Below are 15675 nucleotides of genomic sequence, written 5' to 3' on the forward strand. Positions count from 1 at the left end.
CTTATCGTGATTATGCTTTACTTTTCTTTGTTGCGGCAGCTGCATGTGCTTCTGTTTTTTCTGCAGCCGGTTTCGGTTCTTCACTTGTCAGTCCGAGCTGTTTGCGGAGCTCCGTATCAATTTCTTTCGCAACAGCTGGATTAGCTTGAAGAAATACTTTTACCGAGTCGCGCCCTTGTCCGATGCGATCCTCTTTATAGGAGAACCATGATCCGCTTTTCACGATAATGTTCTTTTCAACTGCTGTATCGATCAAGTCGCCAAGTTTGGAAATTCCTTCGTTATAGAGAATGTCAAATTGAGCTTCTTTGAACGGCGGTGCAACTTTATTTTTTACAACCTTCACGCGTGTCCGGTTACCGATGACGTTGGTGCCGTCTTTGATTGCTTCGATGCGGCGGACATCCATTCGAACAGACGCGTAAAACTTGAGCGCGTTGCCGCCGGTTGTGGTTTCCGGATTTCCAAACATCACGCCGATCTTTTGGCGAAGCTGGTTTGTGAACATGACGCTGGTTTTCGATTTGCTGATTGCGGATGTAAGTTTGCGCAGTGCTTGAGACATCAACCTTGCCTGAACTCCCATGGTAGGGTCGCCCATTTCACCTTCTATTTCTGCCCGCGGTGTCAATGCCGCGACGGAATCGATGACGATAATATCTATGGCATTACTGCGCACAAGCGTTTCAACAATTTCAAGCGCCTGCTCGCCAAACTCCGGCTGAGAAAGAAGAAGATTGTTAACATCCACGCCCAATTTTTTTGCGTACGCAATATCCAGCGCATGCTCTGTATCGATGAACGCCGCTAATCCGCCGGTCTTTTGCGCTTCAGCAATAATATGCAGACAAATCGTCGTTTTACCGGAGGATTCCGGGCCATAGATTTCGATGACACGTCCGCGCGGTACACCGCCGATGCCAAGTGCCGCATCCAGCGAAATAGATCCTGTGGAAATTGCATCGATCTTGGCAATGGGCCCTTCATTAAGCCGCATAATAGAACCTTTGCCGTGTTGTTTTTCGATTTGATCGATGGCAATTTTGAGCGCTTGCATTTTTGATTCTTTAATAGTTTCGGACATGGACCTCTCTCCGGTTAAGTGTGAAGTGGGAATGATTTCAAAATTGTGTAGATGGAACCGCCCGGACGTAATTCACTTTTCATCAGCAAAATCTCCGAGCAACGTGTTTCAATAGGTTCAAAAGTAATGGTTTTTATCGCTTCAGTCAAGCGAACAAAATTACGAGTTTCTTTCACTCTGCCGAGTGTAATATGCGGATGAAACACACGGTCTTCTTTGGGAAATCCGAATTCTGCACATACATTGGCTATTGCCGTTTGAAGATCAAGGACCGTTTGGTTGGCTTTTGTGCCGATCCAAACAACGCGCGGGCTGTGTATGTTGGGAAATGCGCCAATGGATTCATATGTAACTGCACATGATGGAAATTGTTGAATTGACTTTGCCAGTGCTGCCGAAAGTAATTCGAGCTTTGATTGTTCAACGTTTCCTAAAAACACCAGCGTGATGTGAAACTTATCCTGCGACTCCCATTTCACATTCGCTTGTGTCGCTTTCAGTTTTGCTTGAACCTCGGCGATCGCCTGTTGGGCATTTGACTGAGTAGGAAGCGCAATAAATGTTCGAATACCGGGCATCGAATTAATCCGTGATCTTCAAAATCTTTCGCCGTACCAATTCCAGAGCCGCTTGAGCCGCCCGTTCTTTGATAATTCTTCGTCCGCCGCCAAAATTGAATTGCAGCGCAAATGTTTTGTCTTTATCGGAATATCCAATCCAGACAAGTCCAACGGGTTTTTCCGTTGAACCTCCTGTCGGGCCAGCTATACCGGTAGTCGAGATACCGATATCAGTATTGGATCTGGTACGAATACCAAGCGCCATTGCTTCAGCTACTTCCCGGCTCACTGCGCCATGCTGGCTGATAAGTTCTGATGGCACATCAAGTTCATCCGTTTTTGATTTATTGCTGTACGTGATAATGCCGCGCTCGAAATAATTCGAAGATCCCGATACATTCGTCATTCGATCTGCGATCAATCCGCCGGTGCAGGACTCGGCAATAGCAATTGTCAACTTGCGTTCGCTGAGTAATTTGCCGATGGTATCTTCTAATTCCACATCACCGGCCGCGTAAATAAATTTATCAATTGTACCACGGAGCGCTGTTTCAACACCGCGAATTTTATTTTCAGCTTCCTCTACAGAATTCGCTTTGGCTGTAATACGTAATCGCACACCAAGCGAACTTGGGAGAAATGCCAGGGTGATGCCGGAGTCCGGAGAAAATATTTTATGCACGTCGCCAATTTGTTCGGCGAGAAATGATTCAGCGATGCCTGTTGTCTTTAAAGTTCTATGGCGAATGATCAATCCGGTTTTGTGTTTTTCGAAGAAGGGAAGGACGAAGTCATCCATCATTGCCTTCATTTCGTAAGGTACGCCGGGCATGACGATGAAATACTTTCCATCCCGCTCGAAGAAATATCCCGGTGCAGTGCCGAGCCGATTCTGAATGACAATGCATCCGCGCGGCACAAGAGCCTGGTCTTCGTTGATTTTACGAGGAGCTGATTTTCGCTGCGCAAAAATTCGTTTCACATTCTCAAGAGCTTCGTCGTTTATAATGGAATCCGTCTGAAAGAACCTGCAAACGACGCTGCGTGTAATATCGTCATGGGTTGGTCCCAATCCGCCGGTGACGGTGATGACATCATGAGTCGCGTATGCCTCTTGGAACGCCGAAAGAATTTCCTGCTCATCGTCGCCAACCGTTGTCATCTTGTCGCCAAAGATGCCAACGGAGTTGAGTTTTTCCGCAATGTATGCCTGATTGGAATTAATAACTTGACCAATGAGCAATTCATCGCCGATCGATATGATCTCTGCCTTCATTGTCTTTATCTCAGCAATAATCCTTTGATCACTGGAATCATCAATGCAAGCTCGAGGATGACGTTTGCATAAACACCGGCAATGACATCATCCATCATAATGCCTATGCCGCCGTGCATGGAATCGAACCGCCGTGACACGGGCGGCTTGATGATATCAAGAAGCCGGAAGAGTACGAATGCCGCCAGCGCCACATATATTTTTTTTGGAAGAAGAAAGAGCGAAATCCACATTCCGACAACTTCATCAATGGTCACTTCGGCTGGATCATGACCGTACCATTTTTCCATAGCCTCCGCTGCTGGAATACCGAGAATGCATACAACGAGTGTTGTTATGCCGATGATCAGAGGTGATTCAAATCCGGGGATACAATAAATTGCAAGTGCTACAGCGCTGCCGACTGTGCCGGATGCGAAGGGTGAATATCCGGAGAAGAGAGCAGATGCAAATACCTTTGTGGCAAGTGACGGTTCAACTGCCGTCACATTTTTATTCGGGTTCAGAAAATTTGTTTGAGGACTCGTAGAGTTCACGGATGGTTTTCCAATTGTCGATTATATAAACGATACCGGTCCACAAAGTAATGCCGGTGATCATCAGCATTGCAGAATTAATGAAAGAATAATTGAGGAGCGTTTTAATAAGTCCGCTAAATTGTTCTTCAATCGATGGAGTATTTTGCGCGACATATAAAAACAAGAGATAATAGATGAGAACATATTGTGCGAAAGTTTTTGTCTTCGCCAGCTTGGATGTATCGACCGGCTTGCCTTTGTACTCTGCATACGAGCGAAGTACGGTGATGACGACATCCCGGATGACAATGATCCATACCATCCAACTTGATACTAATCCGAGATACGCGTACGCTATCAGTGCAGCTGATGTAAGGACTTTGTCAGCTAACGGATCGAGAAATGCTCCCCATTGAGTAACATACCCCCAGCGCCGCGCAAGCCATCCATCATACCAGTCGGTAATGGCGGCGAAAATGAAAACTGCAAGCGACCACTGACGTAAAATGGAATTGGAAGATAACAAGAAGACAAGAAACACCGGAGTGAGTAAAATTCTCAGAAAGGTCAATTGATTTGGTGGTGAAAAGAATTTCATCGCTCGAAGACAATATTCCTGACGAATTTACCGATAGATAAACGCTCGCCGTCATGGTTGCCTCTCATAGGCGGCTGACAAAAAATCCCGCTGAGGGGGCGGGATTTCAAAAATTTACAATGCCCTAAAGACTTATGCTGCTTTTTGAATCTTCCCGGATTTAATGCAGTTTGTGCAGACCTGAATGCTTTTGACAGCGCCAGATGCCAGCTTTACTCGTGCATTCTGAAGATTGGGGAGAAAACGTCTTGGAACACGATTATGTGCGTGGCTGACGTGATTGCCTGCCATCGGTTTCTTGCCACACACTTCACAAATTCTTGCCATGTGCTACTCCACTCATTTCAATGTTTTTCAATTACCAAACAATATAATGAGAAAACCCACGAGAGGCAAGGAGAAATTCCGCAATGAACAATGATGCATCAAGAAGAATACATTCATAAAAAAGCTGTTCTCAAGCTCAAATTTCTGTATGAGCCATGGTTCATGCTCGAGCAGACAATTTCAGTTGTTCCGTTGCACAAAGAATCAAATTTGGTTATCATTACAATTAGTATGATCATTTTAGGAATCGAAACATCGTGTGACGAAACTTCTGCTGCGCTCGTGCAGGATGGAGAGCTCCGCTCAAATGTTACGGCAGTGCAGCTCTTTCATTCAGAACATGGGGGAGTAGTGCCGGAACTTGCATCGCGAGCGCACCAACGGATCATTGTCCCGATTGTTGAAGAAGCGCTTCGAAAAGCCTCGGTTGAAAAAAAAGAGTTAGATGCAGTTGCCGCAGTCTATGGTCCAGGACTTATCGGATCAATTTTGATTGGTTTAAGTTTCGGGAAGGCAATGGCGATGGGGCTTGGCATTCCATTCATCGGTGTCAATCATATGGAAGCACACATATTTTCAAATATGATTGAAGAACCAAAACCGTCATTTCCTTTCATCAACCTCACCGTGTCCGGCGGGCACACGCAGCTTGTATTGGTAAAGGATTATTTTGAATGTGAATTGCTGGGTGAGACAATGGATGATGCGGCAGGTGAAGCCTTTGATAAGGTAGCAAAAATGCTCGGTGTCGGTTATCCAGGCGGGCCGCTTGTTGACAAGCTTGCTGCAAAAGGAAATGCGAACGCCGTCAAGTTTCCGCGTCCCTATCTTGAAGAAGGATCGCATCAATTCAGCTTCAGTGGCTTGAAAACCTCTGTGCTGTACTATTTGCGTAAAGTTGGATTTGATAAAACTGCACAAGGGAACGAACAATTTGTTGCCGATGTATGCGCAAGTTTTCAAACGGCAGTTGTCGATGTACTGATTGATAAGTTGATCGCTGCTGCAATAAAATACAGGGTGAACGATATTGCAGTATGCGGCGGAGTATCGGCAAACTCTGAACTACGCCGTCGTCTCGAAGGAGAAGCAAAAATCAATCATCTGCATCTCTTTATTCCCAGATTAGATTTCTGTACGGATAATGGCGCGATGGTGGCACAAGCTGGATATGAACGCATGCGCAAAGGATTCATTTCAAATCTTGAACTCACAGCTGAACCGAACCTCCAATTGAATTAATTATGGCTGATCCTAAGAAAGAAATGTGCCGCTGGCGTGATCGCATAGATGCAATTGACCTCGAGTTGGTGAAATTGTTGAATGAGCGGACGACATGCGCTGAAGAAATTGGCAATATCAAACTTCTTCTTGGGATGGATGCATATTCACCTGAACGGGAAGAAGAAGTGAAACGAAATGTCTCTGCGGCGAACTGCGGCCCCCTGTCTACAAAAGCCATCCAGCGGCTCTTCGAACGCATTATCGATGAATCACGTAGTGCTGAGCGTATTACGATGGACGAAAAAAAGAAACGTTTGAAAAAAAACGCATGACAAACCGGATGTTCCATCGATTCGTTATTATCGCAGTTGTCGTGAGTGTGCTTGTGTTAGCGTTTGCATATTATATCTTCCTGTTGCCGTTTTATTATCATGATCCGAAAGGAAAAGTAGTGACAATCCCGCGTGGTGCATCGTTTCACTCAGCGGTTGATTCCTTAGGTAGCTCACAAGCCATTCGGAACCGATGGTCGTTTCAAATTGCCGGCCGATTGCTGGGGTATACGAAAACAATAAAAACAGGAAAATATCTTTTTGTTTCCGGTCAGTCCAATTTCGACATCCTGAAAGATATTCGTATTGGAAAATCACGCCTGATTATTCCGGTCACCATTCCAGAAGGATGGCGGATGGAACAGATGGCGCGCCGGTACAAACATGAACTTGGCATTGATGCAGAAAAGTTTCTTGCACTGTGCACTGATAGTGTGTTCCTTCATGAACAGGGCATTGAAGCGAAGTCGCTGGAAGGATATCTCATGCCGGAGACGTACGCATTTTACTGGCAGACGGATGAGCGCGATATTTTAGAGCGAATGCTGGAGGGATTCAAACATTTCTATAATGATACGCTTCTTGAACGACAGCGCGAAATGAAAGCATCGCAGCAAGAAATTATCACGCTTGCTTCGATTGTAGAAGCGGAATCGAGCATTGGTGATGAACGGCCGGTCATTGCCGGTGTGTACTGGAATCGATTAAAAAAGAGAATGCGGCTTGAAGCTGATCCGACGGTGCAATACGCACTTGGCGATGGGAAAAAATTGAACCATCGGGATTTAGAATTTAATTCGTCATACAATACATATCGGCATTATGGATTGCCGCCCGGCCCAATTAACAATCCGGGAAAATCTTCCATTCGTGCTGTGTTATTTCCTCAGCAGCATGAGTATTTATATTTTGTCGCCACAGGTGTGGGCGGCCATCATTTCGCCAGGAGCTTTAATGATCACCAAAAAAACATAATAAAGTATCATCGCACGCGGCGTGAGTTACAGCGAGCTTCCCAGAAATGAAACAGGGCTTCATGTATTATATAATGATGTTGTATGGTGCTGCACTCTTTCTTGCGGGCTGTGCTAATCAACAGCCACCGGAAGGAGGACCAATTGATAGAACGATGCCGGAAATTGTTTCAACATATCCAGATAGCAGCAGTATGCGAAATTTTAACGATACGAAGATCCGATTAAAATTTGATCGCTACGTGAATGAACGAAGTGTTGAAGAAGCAATCTTTATTTCGCCGTATATCGGAACGCTGGAGTTTAACTGGAGCGGGAAAGAATTAGAAATACTGTTTTCTGAAAAACTTCGATCGAACACCACGTACGTTATGAACGTCGGAACGGATGTCGTTGACCTTAATAACAACAGAATGGCGCAGGCATTTACGCTTGCATTTTCAACTGGAAGAGAATTAGATCGCGGTGTCATCGAAGGGCGCGTATATCCCAGAAATAATGGTGATGCAGTTTCCGGTATTATGATCTTTGCATATCGATTGAACGGATTGAATCCCGATACGCTGAATCCCATCATAGAAAAACCGGATTTTATTACGCAAGCCGGGAAAAACGGAGATTTCTTTCTTCGTCACATCCCCTTTGGGAGTTACCGCGTGTTTGCGATACGGGATGAGTATCGGAATCTTATATACGATCGTGAAGTTGATGAATATGGCGTACCGTCTGGCATCATCAATATTTCCGCTTCGGATTCGTTGACAAAAGATATATTGATGAAACTTGCGAAAGAAGATACAACCGGTCCGCGGCTTGTTAAAGTTACGGCACCGGATCGGAATCATATTCTTGCAGAATTTTCGGAATCAATAAATCCAGCCTCCGTGAGTCTTTCATCGTTTTCTGTTACCGATACTTTAGACCGCAAGCCGCTTAATCTTTTCGCTGTGTATCCATCTCCTGCAGCGTCGAATTCACTTTTTGCGGTCACACAGAAACAAGATTCAGGCAGAGTATTCTGTCTGACCGTGCAGGGCGTAACAGATTCTGCAAAAAATAAAATCAATCAGCTTGCGAATACACTCCTTTTTGGAAGTTCACTGAAAGCAGACTCGCTCGGCCCGCAAGTAACTACTGTGTCGGTGAAAGACAGTGCACTCGCTGTCGAGCTTCAACCGGTTTTGACGATGATATTTTCTGATGCATGTGCACAATCAACTTCACTTGATTTTGTAAATCTTTTCGACAACAATAAACAATACGTGCCTGTTGAAAAGAAATGGATCAGTGATGCAGTGGTTTCGATTCGACCAGAAAATGAATTATCGAACCGGACATGGTACACGCTTCGTGCAGAGTTAAAACGTGTCCATAATTGGGCCGGACGTGCGTGCCGTGATTCCACAAAGTCGTGGCACTTTGAGACACTGGATATCGAAGATTTAAGCAGTGTTGAAGGAATTGTTCTCGATGAAAATAAAATAGATACCGCTGGGCATATATATATTACAGCTGTTCAAATTGGAGAGAATACTCCAAAACATTATATTGCCGCAGCGGATGCGACAGGAAAATTTTTCTTTCCGCAAATTGCCGAAGGACGTTACGTTTTTCAATCGTTCAGAGATCGAAACAACAACGGCACATATGATTCAGGAAAGCCGTTTCCTTTCATCTATTCGGAACGTTTCAGTTCGTTCTCCGACACGCTCAAAATTCGTTCTCGCTGGCCATTGGAAGGCTTGAAGATTGAGATGAAGTAACCTAAACCTTGTCAAAGTTGCCGTGCGTAACTAAGTGAACTTTGACAAGGTTGCCTCAGCGTGCAGCTTTTCCATTTCTTTCGAAAGGCTGCGTATGGGAATTTTAAGTACTCGTTTCTTGTTTGAGAAGATAAGGTTGAAGATGAGCGTGATTTGTTTCTCAAGCAATTATTTTTAAAATTTTAACGGATAAATTATTCTACGCCATGATTGAAACGTATATTCCAATATTTCTGATGATCGGATGTGCCATTGCATTTGGCGTCTTCATGGGTAAAGCGAACGAGTTATTTGGACCCAGACGCCCAAGCGATGAAAAACAATCTACCTACGAAAGCGGTATGGAGCCGGTGCGGACAGCACGCGAGCGGTTTTCGGTAAAGTATTATTTAGTCGCTATGCTTTTCATCGTCTTCGACATCGAAATTGTATTTATGTATCCCTGGGCAGTGACCTATAAACAACTCGGTGTGCAGGGGTTTGTGGTCATGTTTGTCTTTATCTTCATCCTGCTTATTGGTTTCTATTACGTTTGGAGAAAAGGAGCATTGGAATGGGATTAGAGAGTTGGATGGGTGACGGATATATCGCGACGAAGCTTGAAGATGTCATAAATTGGTGCCGTAAGAATTCTCTCTACCCGATGCCGATGGGAATATCATGTTGTGCAATCGAGATGATGGCTGCGGCAGGGCCGAGATTCGATATTGCGCGGTTTGGCTCGGAGGTAATGCGTTTTACTCCGCGTCAATGTGATGTGATGATTGTAGCAGGAACAACAACGTACAAGATGGCAAAAGTGGTGCGTAAGATTTATGATCAGATGCCTGAACCGAAATGGGTTATTGCAATGGGCGCGTGCACTTCCTCTGGAGGAATGTACAGGACCTATTCTGTGGTTCAGGGGATTGACCAATTTCTGCCGGTGGATGTTTATGTTGCCGGCTGCCCGCCGCGCCCCGATAATCTTTTAAATGCGCTTATGCTTCTCCAGCAAAAAGTACAGCGGGGAGAAAGTAAGGGAACGGCTCCCGCATTCATCGGTGATTTTCACGGCCGCATCGGGTCAAGCTCAGTTTCAAAATAATCTCCAAAAAGAAATTCGGAAGAGTACGTATTGATGGAAATAATCAACGAAAAAGTTCTCAAGCAGCTCAAAACGAAGTTTGCGGATTCAATAGGAGAAGCAAACGAATTTCGCGGCGAGTTAACTCTTGTCATCCCAAAAGAGCGAATCGTTGAAGTCTGTAAATTTTTAAAGGAAGATCAGGAACTACGCTTTGAGCTCCTTGCCGATTTGTGCGGCATTGATATGAACACACCAACGAAACGGTTTGGCGTCATCTACAACTTGTTTTCGTACACGAATAAATACCGTATGAGATTAAAGACATTTACGGATGAGGAACATCCGACAGTACCGACCGTCACTGGTGTATGGGGAACCGCAAATTGGCACGAGCGTGAGACCTTCGATATGTACGGCATTATCTTCGAAGGGCATCCTGACCTGCGTAGAATGTACATGCCGGATGAATTCGAATATCATCCGCTTCGCAAAGATTTTCCGCTGATGGGTATTCGTGGATCGTTAGACTTGCCGAAAAAATGATGGAAATAAAATCAGAACAGAGCAGCCGAAAGTCAAGAATTCTCGAAGCATTAGAGAACGAACATGTCTCTATTACGTTCGATGACCCGCTTGAGAATGAGATGGTGCTAAATATGGGACCTCAGCACCCTGCGACGCATGGTGTCTTGAGGCTGCTCATCAAGCTGGATGGCGAGACAGTGCTGGCATCAGTTCCGGAACTTGGATATTTGCATCGCGGGTACGAAAAATTAGCGGAGAATTGCAGCTTCCATGAATTTATTCCGCACACAGACCGTCTGGATTATCTCTCGCCGCTTTCTAACAATGTAGCATATGTCCTTGCTGTTGAAAAATTGCTCGGCATCGAAGCTCCGCCGCGAGCGCAATATATTCGCACGCTTATTGCAGAACTTGCCCGTATTTCTTCCCACCTCATGTTTCTCGGTTCGCTGGCAATGGATGTCGGCGCATTGACGGTGTGGATGTGGTCATTCCGTGAACGAGAAAAGATGTACGACATTTTCGAAATAATTGCAGGCGCTCGCTTCACTACAAGTTACACCCGCATTGGCGGTTTGGCGCAAGATATTACAGGAGAAACACTTTCGATTATCCGCGGTTTTATCGATGATCTTCCCCAAAAAGTACTTGAGTGCGAAAAGCTGCTCAACACCAACCGGATTTTTCTTGGGCGCGTTGATGGCGTCGGTATCATCACGAAGGAACGTGCAATGGATCTTGGTCTCACCGGTCCATGTCTTCGTGCATGCGGAGTAGAACATGATTTACGGCACGCAAATCCCTACCTTGTCTATAATGATCTTGATTTTACTGTACCGATTTACGAAGGCGGCGATTGTCTTGCGCGCTATTACGTGCGTATGGCAGAGATAAAAGAAAGTATTAAAATTGTTCGGCAAATATTGGATAAAATACCAGCCGGAGAAGTGAAAGCAGGCCAGCCGAAACAGGTGCTTCCGAATAAAGAGCGTGTCTATAAGAAAATGGAAGAACTTATACACGATTTTATGCTTATTAATTTTGGAGTGAATCCGCCTGTTGGTGAAATTTATCACGCAGTCGAATCGCCGAAGGGTGAATTGGGCTTTTACATTTACAGCAACGGCGAAGGACAGCCATGGCGGATGAAGATTCGATCGCCGTCATTTGTCAACCTTCAATCAATTTCTACAATGATGAAAGGGGCAATGATTTCCGATGTTGTGGCAATTGTCGGCAGTCTGGATCCGATCATGGGAGAAGCGGATAAGTAGAACGTACGATTTACAATTTTCGACTGACGATTGAAAAGATGTTAATACACAATCTTGTAATTTATTTTCAAGCATAATCTCATTGAATATGTTAAACGAAGAAAATCAGAAAAAGGTTGAAGAACTGCGAAAACGTTATCCAACAGCGCAAGCGCTGGTATTGCCTGTGTTATGGATGATACAGGAGCAAGAAGGTTATATTTCAGAAGAATCGATGAAGTATACCGGCACGCTTTTGAATATTCCTTACGGACACATACTGGGCGTTGTTACATTCTATACAATGCTACAAAAAAAAGCTGTTGGCAAACATCACATAGAAGTGTGTACGAACGTTTCATGTATGCTGCGCGGCTCAGGAAAAATTCTCGAACATATAGAAAAACGTCTGGGCATCAAGGCAGGTGAAAGAGCGCAGGATAAAAAATGGACACTTTCTGAAGCAGAGTGCCTCGGTTCCTGCGGTACTGCACCTATGCTTGCCCTTGGTGACGAGTATTATGAAAACCTGACTTTAGAAAAAGTAGATAAGCTTTTAGACACTCTGCAATGAACATGCAACCTGCAAATACCGAAAAGCTGACAATGTGGAAGCATGTGATACTCCCTGACGTGCCCGATGTGCACAAGATTGATTTCTATCTTGCGAACGGCGGTTATAAAGCACTTAGAAAAGCGCTGGAGATGAAACCGGAAGAATTGATTGATGAGGTGAAAAAATCGAACTTGCGCGGACGCGGCGGTGCATGCTTTCCAACTGGATTAAAGTGGTCATTCATGCCGAAGAATTCCGACAAACCAAAATATCTTTGCGTCAACGGGGATGAATCAGAACCGGGCACATTTAAAGACCGGCAGATTTTTGAATTCAATCCACATGTGCTTATCGAAGGAACGCTCATCGCATGTTACGCGATGGGAATGACTGCTGCGTATATTTATATACGAGGTGAATACGGCAAATGGATCAAAATGCTGCAGAAGGCGTTAGACGATGCATATGCAAATGGATTCATCGGCGAAAAAATTCTTGGAACAGATTTCACGACACAGATCATCATTCATCGCGGTGCCGGTGCATACATTTGCGGTGAAGAATCAGCGCTCATGAATTCCATTGAAGGTGAACGCGGATATCCTCGTGTGAAGCCGCCGTTCCCTGCTCAGAACGGTCTCTGGGGTTGTCCTACGACGATCAATAACGTAGAAACGATTTCCAATATTCCCATTATCATCAATAATGGCTGGAAATGGTATTCACAAATTGGAGCTGTAAAACATCCAGGTCCTATACTCGTTGGTGTCAGTGGGCATGTGAATAATCCCGGCGTCTTCGAAATGCCGACGGGCGAACCGTTACTTGAAATTATTCACAAATGGGCAGGCGGGATCCCCGGCAATAAAGGAATCAAAGCTGTTATTCCCGGCGGTTCATCTACCATGATTCTGCGAGGCGACCAGCTCGAAGGAATTCGTATGGATGTAGATTCACTGAGAGCTGCCGGTTCTTCTGTTGGTACAGCGGGAATCATTGTGATGGATTCGGATACTGATCTCATTCAAGTGATCACGCGTATTACGGAGTTCTATTATCACGAATCGTGCGGACAATGCACGCCATGCCGTGAGGGAACCGTGTGGATGTACAAAATTCTCAAACGTTTCGAGCACTATGAAGCGAAGAGAGAAGATATTGATTTGCTGATGGACGTCGCTAATAACATTGAAGGAAATACAATTTGTGCGCTTGGCGATGCTGCCGCCTGGCCGGTGCAATCGATGATACGCCGTTTCAGGGATGAATTTGAAAAACGTGTGCAGGAATCGCATCATCAAATAGTTGCTTGAATCATTTTTACAGTATTCCCGCGATACCCGCCCCGAGACACTCGATGCGGGTTTTTCTTTTTCACCAGGGAACCATCGATTCCCTCTTACCGTCTAATAAATCGAATACCTGCAATAAACAATGTGAGTACTGGACTGAAGTATTCAGCGAGAGAGAAGAGATACAAGCATGAAATCATTCCAAACAGGAGGGAGCGTGGCAATACCGATGCCGGGAGCTGATTGGCAGCCAAAGAATCAACCTTTTCAGATTGGAGTTCGTGCAAGAAGTTTTGTACCTTCATTTCCAAGAACGAATGATGCAGACTCCATGACCAACGATCAAGCTCTTCCTAAACCCAATGCTGATGTTCTCCGCAAGATGGATGACGAGGTACTGATTAACGCATTTCAGAGCGGTGATATCGATGTCTATCGGTTTCTCGTGGAGCGCTATCAAGAACGGATACGTAATTTGCTGTTTTCAATTTTCCACGATCGGGACTTCATCGATGATCTTGCTCAGGAAGTGTTCATCAAGGCATATCAGGCGCTTCCGCATTTTAGATTCGAAGCATCATTCTATACATGGCTCTATCGGATTGCTGTCAATAAAAGCAGGGATGAACTTCGAAAGAAAAAAGCACGCCGTTTCTTTTCCTTTCAGACACTTGATGAAGGAATCGAAAAAGAATTAAATGTCCGTCTTTCAGTTCCACCGGAAAACAGGGATACTCAGGAATTGGTAGCGATGGGGTTACAGACCTTACCTGAAAAATTTAGAACGGCAGTTGTGCTGAAGGATATCGAAGGGCTTTCGTACGAAGAAATAGCCGAGGTGATGCAGTGTGAACTCGGTACTGTGAAATCAAGAATCTCCCGAGCACGGGCAATGCTGAGGAAAGCATTAAAGCCGTTGATGGAGGAAGTATAATCATGAAAAAAATGAATGAACAAAAATTGGAAGCTCTGCTTTCGCAATATGTCGATGGAGTGCTCTCCGAGAAGGAGACGCAGCACGTAGAATCGTTACTGGCGGTGGATGCATCTGCCAGACAACACCTTGCAGAACTCAAGAGTCTGAAAGTATTATTGGCATCACAGCCGAGGCTGAATCCGGACATTGGATTCTGGACTCGGTTTTCGGTGGCCATGCAAGAAAAGAAGGAAGAAGAACATAATCTTCTTCCATTTCCACGCAAGTTTCTTCCCGCGATGACTGTTATTGTGACAGCTCTTGTTGTCGTTGTGGGAACACTGGTCATTCAAAATCGGATGCAGTTTATGCAATTCTTCTCGGAGAAATCGCAAGCGGTTCGGGAAGTGTACGAAAAGAAAATCCTGCAGAGTTCTCTCTTACCGCTTTTTGCCAAAGTAGATAAAGAACGGGCACTGCAGTTTTCACTCTTTGGCACACTGTCGCTTGACGACAAATCAGAAACTGCGCTTCGCGTCGATGAACAATCAGAGAAAGGGTACCGCATAGAAGTTGGGAATAATTTAAAGAACAAAACGAAGTCAGTGACATTTGACCGCTTTATTGCTGAAGTGAAACCGTCTGCTCATCAGAAGAAAATAATTGATTCACTCTTGGAATTAACCGGCAGGCGTATCGAATCATCTGTTCTCATTGGTGAAAATAATACAATGGCAATAGCACCTGATCTGCCGAAATTGAATCGATTGATGGTGACCAATATTGCTTCGTGTTTGGAACCGCTTCAGCGGGTGAATTTCGAGCGTTTGCTTGAAGCCAACAATGCACCTTACACCGTTACGACGAAGCGCGTGCCGACTGAAAAAACCGGCGATTATTTCCAGCGCATCCCAAAATTTCCTCAGGGTAATCGGTTTGTTGTCATCACGACGGACACAATGATGTATTCAGAGATTCATATCGATTTCGATAGTCTCCAACGTCAAATGGAAAAGAATTTTGCCGCCGCCGGAGTCCGTAGAGAAGCAATGCTGAGAAAAATTATGGCCAGGCAATTCCAACGAGTGCCAAGGAATGTGCAATTCCCAGCGACGGATCAGATATTTGGCGGAGGAGAATTCTTTAGCGTGGATATTAACGTTCCCGGCGATGATGAAAATCAACAACCGATGCGCGTTGTTGTTCAGCCGCGTTTTCGGAAACAAATGCTTGCACCCGGAATACCGCGTCCCTCCACGCACATGCGTATTTGGAAAGATACATCTTCCGTTGATATTGCACCGTAACAGCAGAATCGTTCTCTTGCTTTGCACGATAGCCCGACACATTTTGTTGGGCTATTTTATTATGAACGGATGGTACGCACTGTATATTCTTTATTTAAAAA

General features: G+C 44.9%; 18 protein-coding genes. 12 read left to right on the forward strand and 6 right to left on the reverse strand.

All coding sequences use genetic code 11. The annotated features are described in order from the left end of the window. Nucleotides 1-10: 10 nt before the first annotated feature. The 6 genes from recA to rpmB all read right to left on the reverse strand — a co-directional run bounded on the left by recA (nt 11) and on the right by rpmB (nt 4363). The gene (gene recA, locus NTX44_01650; protein ID MCX6120306.1) at nt 11-1084 is read right to left on the reverse strand and encodes a recombinase RecA; all 1074 of its coding nucleotides are present in this window, start codon (nt 1082-1084) and stop codon (nt 11-13) included. Nucleotides 1085-1098: 14 nt separating this feature from the next. Beyond that, nucleotides 1099-1662, reverse strand: a complete 564-nt coding sequence (thpR, locus tag NTX44_01655; protein MCX6120307.1) for an RNA 2',3'-cyclic phosphodiesterase — start codon at nt 1660-1662, stop codon at nt 1099-1101. A 4-nt stretch (nt 1663-1666) separates the two neighbouring features. Next, on the reverse strand, nt 1667-2920 hold the full coding sequence (locus tag NTX44_01660; protein MCX6120308.1) for a competence/damage-inducible protein A: 1254 nt from the start codon (nt 2918-2920) through the stop codon (nt 1667-1669). 5 nt (nt 2921-2925) lie between these two features. Continuing rightward, the gene (locus NTX44_01665) at nt 2926-3456 is read right to left on the reverse strand and encodes a phosphatidylglycerophosphatase A (protein ID MCX6120309.1); all 531 of its coding nucleotides are present in this window, start codon (nt 3454-3456) and stop codon (nt 2926-2928) included. Beyond that, entirely contained in the window at nt 3413-4036 is a 624-nt protein-coding gene (gene pgsA, locus NTX44_01670) for a CDP-diacylglycerol--glycerol-3-phosphate 3-phosphatidyltransferase (protein ID MCX6120310.1), read from the reverse strand. The genes NTX44_01665 and pgsA overlap by 44 nt, the downstream gene beginning before the upstream one ends. Before the next feature lie 132 nt (nt 4037-4168). Then, nucleotides 4169-4363, reverse strand: coding sequence for a 50S ribosomal protein L28 (gene rpmB, locus NTX44_01675; GenBank protein ID MCX6120311.1), 195 nt, complete (start codon nt 4361-4363; stop codon nt 4169-4171). 90 nt (nt 4364-4453) lie between these two features. Between rpmB and tsaD the strand changes: the two genes are divergently transcribed. The 12 genes from tsaD to NTX44_01735 all read left to right on the forward strand — a co-directional run bounded on the left by tsaD (nt 4454) and on the right by NTX44_01735 (nt 15574). Next, on the forward strand, nt 4454-5605 hold the full coding sequence (gene tsaD / locus NTX44_01680) for a tRNA (adenosine(37)-N6)-threonylcarbamoyltransferase complex transferase subunit TsaD (protein ID MCX6120312.1): 1152 nt from the start codon (nt 4454-4456) through the stop codon (nt 5603-5605). A 2-nt stretch (nt 5606-5607) separates the two neighbouring features. Next, nucleotides 5608-5919: a chorismate mutase gene (locus NTX44_01685; protein MCX6120313.1), complete on the forward strand. Its 312-nt coding sequence runs from the start codon at nt 5608-5610 to the stop codon at nt 5917-5919. Continuing rightward, nucleotides 5916-6944 carry an endolytic transglycosylase MltG gene (gene mltG, locus NTX44_01690; protein MCX6120314.1) on the forward strand — a complete coding sequence of 343 codons (1029 nt, stop codon included), beginning with the start codon at nt 5916-5918 and terminating at the stop codon, nt 6942-6944. The genes NTX44_01685 and mltG overlap by 4 nt, the downstream gene beginning before the upstream one ends. Nucleotides 6945-6955: 11 nt before the next feature. Then, nucleotides 6956-8656 (forward strand): Ig-like domain-containing protein, encoded by a 1701-nt coding sequence (locus NTX44_01695; protein ID MCX6120315.1) that lies wholly within the window; start codon nt 6956-6958, stop codon nt 8654-8656. 206 nt (nt 8657-8862) lie between these two features. After that, nucleotides 8863-9219 carry an NADH-quinone oxidoreductase subunit A gene (locus NTX44_01700; protein ID MCX6120316.1) on the forward strand — a complete coding sequence of 119 codons (357 nt, stop codon included), beginning with the start codon at nt 8863-8865 and terminating at the stop codon, nt 9217-9219. Further along, complete coding sequence (locus NTX44_01705) at nt 9210-9743, forward strand: NADH-quinone oxidoreductase subunit B (GenBank protein ID MCX6120317.1); 534 nt, start codon at nt 9210-9212, stop codon at nt 9741-9743. Before NTX44_01700 ends, NTX44_01705 begins: the two co-directional genes overlap by 10 nt. A 33-nt stretch (nt 9744-9776) precedes the next feature. Continuing rightward, nucleotides 9777-10268: an NADH-quinone oxidoreductase subunit C gene (locus NTX44_01710; protein MCX6120318.1), complete on the forward strand. Its 492-nt coding sequence runs from the start codon at nt 9777-9779 to the stop codon at nt 10266-10268. Next, a complete protein-coding gene (gene nuoD, locus NTX44_01715; GenBank protein MCX6120319.1) occupies nt 10265-11524 on the forward strand; it encodes an NADH dehydrogenase (quinone) subunit D in 1260 nt (419 codons plus the stop codon). The genes NTX44_01710 and nuoD overlap by 4 nt, the downstream gene beginning before the upstream one ends. Nucleotides 11525-11612: 88 nt before the next feature. Then, nucleotides 11613-12077 carry an NAD(P)H-dependent oxidoreductase subunit E gene (locus tag NTX44_01720; GenBank protein ID MCX6120320.1) on the forward strand — a complete coding sequence of 155 codons (465 nt, stop codon included), beginning with the start codon at nt 11613-11615 and terminating at the stop codon, nt 12075-12077. Next, nucleotides 12074-13372, forward strand: a complete 1299-nt coding sequence (gene nuoF, locus NTX44_01725; GenBank protein ID MCX6120321.1) for an NADH-quinone oxidoreductase subunit NuoF — start codon at nt 12074-12076, stop codon at nt 13370-13372. Before NTX44_01720 ends, nuoF begins: the two co-directional genes overlap by 4 nt. A 169-nt stretch (nt 13373-13541) precedes the next feature. Beyond that, nucleotides 13542-14285, forward strand: coding sequence for a sigma-70 family RNA polymerase sigma factor (locus tag NTX44_01730; protein MCX6120322.1), 744 nt, complete (start codon nt 13542-13544; stop codon nt 14283-14285). A gap of 2 nt (nt 14286-14287) precedes the next feature. Next, the gene (locus NTX44_01735; GenBank protein ID MCX6120323.1) at nt 14288-15574 is read left to right on the forward strand and encodes a hypothetical protein; all 1287 of its coding nucleotides are present in this window, start codon (nt 14288-14290) and stop codon (nt 15572-15574) included. Nucleotides 15575-15675: the final 101 nt, after the last annotated feature.

The organism is Ignavibacteriales bacterium (genome assembly GCA_026390575.1).
Taxonomy (GTDB): Bacteria; Bacteroidota; Ignavibacteria; order UBA10030; family UBA10030; genus Fen-1298.

Coding starts and splice junctions, on each gene's coding strand:
- mltG (MCX6120314.1), top strand. CDS start 5,916: ATGACAAACCGGATGTTCCATCGATTCGTTATTATCGCAGTTGTCGTG.
- NTX44_01660 (MCX6120308.1), bottom strand. CDS start 2,920: ATGAAGGCAGAGATCATATCGATCGGCGATGAATTGCTCATTGGTCAA.
- NTX44_01735 (MCX6120323.1), top strand. CDS start 14,288: ATGAAAAAAATGAATGAACAAAAATTGGAAGCTCTGCTTTCGCAATAT.
- NTX44_01720 (MCX6120320.1), top strand. CDS start 11,613: ATGTTAAACGAAGAAAATCAGAAAAAGGTTGAAGAACTGCGAAAACGT.
- thpR (MCX6120307.1), bottom strand. CDS start 1,662: ATGCCCGGTATTCGAACATTTATTGCGCTTCCTACTCAGTCAAATGCC.
- rpmB (MCX6120311.1), bottom strand. CDS start 4,363: ATGGCAAGAATTTGTGAAGTGTGTGGCAAGAAACCGATGGCAGGCAAT.
- nuoD (MCX6120319.1), top strand. CDS start 10,265: ATGATGGAAATAAAATCAGAACAGAGCAGCCGAAAGTCAAGAATTCTC.
- nuoF (MCX6120321.1), top strand. CDS start 12,074: ATGAACATGCAACCTGCAAATACCGAAAAGCTGACAATGTGGAAGCAT.
- NTX44_01685 (MCX6120313.1), top strand. CDS start 5,608: ATGGCTGATCCTAAGAAAGAAATGTGCCGCTGGCGTGATCGCATAGAT.
- NTX44_01705 (MCX6120317.1), top strand. CDS start 9,210: ATGGGATTAGAGAGTTGGATGGGTGACGGATATATCGCGACGAAGCTT.
- tsaD (MCX6120312.1), top strand. CDS start 4,454: ATGATGCATCAAGAAGAATACATTCATAAAAAAGCTGTTCTCAAGCTC.
- NTX44_01730 (MCX6120322.1), top strand. CDS start 13,542: ATGAAATCATTCCAAACAGGAGGGAGCGTGGCAATACCGATGCCGGGA.
- NTX44_01710 (MCX6120318.1), top strand. CDS start 9,777: ATGGAAATAATCAACGAAAAAGTTCTCAAGCAGCTCAAAACGAAGTTT.
- recA (MCX6120306.1), bottom strand. CDS start 1,084: ATGTCCGAAACTATTAAAGAATCAAAAATGCAAGCGCTCAAAATTGCC.
- NTX44_01695 (MCX6120315.1), top strand. CDS start 6,956: ATGTATTATATAATGATGTTGTATGGTGCTGCACTCTTTCTTGCGGGC.
- pgsA (MCX6120310.1), bottom strand. CDS start 4,036: ATGAAATTCTTTTCACCACCAAATCAATTGACCTTTCTGAGAATTTTA.
- NTX44_01700 (MCX6120316.1), top strand. CDS start 8,863: ATGATTGAAACGTATATTCCAATATTTCTGATGATCGGATGTGCCATT.